Below are 2,025 nucleotides of genomic sequence, written 5' to 3'. Positions count from 1 at the left end.
CAACCCGCTATGACAAACGCGACGACAACTTCCTCGCCTCAGTCCAACTCGCATCCATACGCATCTGGCTCAGGCATAATGAGTCGGTGGCCTAGTGCGTCCGATACCTCGGGGACAGCCCCTTTTTGAGTAGGATCGCCGCCGTCTGATGTGCTTTCAGATGGGCCGCATCGATCATCACCGGTCCGGCTGTCCGCCCTTCGCCGCGAGCGCCGCGAAGATCTTGTTGAACACGCCGAGCCTGCTCCAGCGGATGAAGCGGTCGTAGAGCGTTCTCGGCGGCCCATAAGCTGCAGGCGCGTCGCGCCACCGAAGACCGTTCCTGATCACGAAGTTGATGCCACTGACAACCCGCCGATCATCAACTCTCGGTACACCGTACGACAGCGGAAAATGCGGCTTGATCGGGCGCATCTGCGCCCCTGAGAGCCAAATCTAATCACTCATGCCGACGCCTCCTCGCGCCGCATTGGATCAACCGATCGCTCCCTCCGCAAGCGATTCGATAGGTCCTGAGCCCAGGTGAGCAGAGCGAGCCTTATAACCTTGGTCACCGGAACAACTTCAACGGTGTCGGGCTTCAAGCCGCCAGTTGGAGGCGCTGAGTTAATCTGGTTCCTTCCAAATCCGGCACATTGCGGCCCTCTGAACACCGAATTCGGACAGCGACTAGCCTCGGTTTCACCTGATCGTCGAGTCGGTTCTTCGTCTCGTTTGCGCCACTCAGGCTCATCTTCTCGATTGGTCTCGCCTCGCTACGGTTGCTACTCCAAAAGCAACAGCACATTACCGGCCCCAGGAGCGTCAAACTGACATCTGCTATAGTGTCGGGCCACCGCCAAGATCCATAATGGAGCATGTTCAGAAGCTCGTTGCCAAGCTCAGCCTGTAAGACCAAAAAAATCGCTATCAGTGAGCCACGACCTCCGCCGAAGAACAGCCTGCCGGGGAGATAAATCACTAAACCTGCAAGCAGATGCAACATAGGCCGCGACAAACCTGTCACATCGACAGTGTCCTGAGAAAATTGCGTATATGCCGAAACGAGATCCATCCGTTTGGCCTACCACCTGACGTTTAGCAGACTTTTTTCATCAATGGTTAATAGAGCGCTAAATCTCCATCCTGCCGCATAGGATTTGATCAAAGAGGGTCGGACGTTTGAATCTGTCCGGTGCGCCATTCTTTTCCCTCTCAAAGCGAGAAATGCGATACTCGACATCGGTTGTCTCAACTCTCGCCCGGTCGAGAGAAGTCACTTATCCTTGCTAGCGTCGTGCTTCGCCACGTTGACCATGTCTTTGCTCGATGATGCGAACTCCTGCCTCCTCGATCGCGTATGAGCTTGGTTTCGGCGGTCCGGCGGCTACACGGCTTTTTTATTTGATAGACACGTCAGTTAACTATAGACGCTAGGGTACACTATCATGCTTCGGCCGATGTTCGTCAGCGCTGGTTGCCTGGTCTGGTACGAACCAATGCCGGCAATCTTCACACGACCCTCACTTTCGCGATGATCATAGCCGCGTTACCCTCTGCCGAGCGGCAGATCGAGCATTCAATTACCCTAGCTGCCGTGTTGTTAACCCGGCTGCTTCAGACCAAACAAAACCATATAATCCGCCGGCTTTAGCCTTCATGCCGGAGTCGATTGTTGGCGCTCGAAGTCGGACACGCAGGCATGTTGCCGCCTTTTTTCGTCTGCAGACGGACAAATACGGGAGCCGGATTAGCAGCTAAGAGCTGGACATCGGCCGTTGGCACAACGAAGCTGGCGACTTTCCAGTTGGTCTCCCCAAAAGCTTACAGGTACCAGGGTGTGGGAAGACCTCCCCCGCAGATCCGATCACGATCTCAGGACTCGCATGATAACCCAGCCTGTGTCCTCGAAAGAAGGCTGCGTGATCGAAGCGCGCCCGTGCATACCGCAACTAGAGCATTTTCAGCATGAGCGTTGATATCCTGCGGCTTGGAAGAAGTTGGCGCATTCGTCTGGCAGGAAGCGATCGAGCAGCTTGCCGATAC

1 pseudogene is annotated in these 2,025 nt (G+C 55.4%); it reads right to left on the bottom strand.

Features of this window, described 5'->3' with window-relative positions:
- Positions 1-118: 118 nt before the first annotated feature.
- Positions 119-414, bottom strand: a pseudogene (locus HNO88_RS21855) (transposase); the annotation flags it as partial.
- Positions 415-2,025: the final 1,611 nt, after the last annotated feature.

The organism is Novosphingobium chloroacetimidivorans (genome assembly GCF_014204535.1).
Taxonomy (GTDB): Bacteria; Pseudomonadota; Alphaproteobacteria; order Sphingomonadales; family Sphingomonadaceae; genus Novosphingobium; species Novosphingobium chloroacetimidivorans.
Note: the sequence above shows the minus strand (reverse complement) of the source record. Positions and strands in the feature narration are given on the sequence as shown.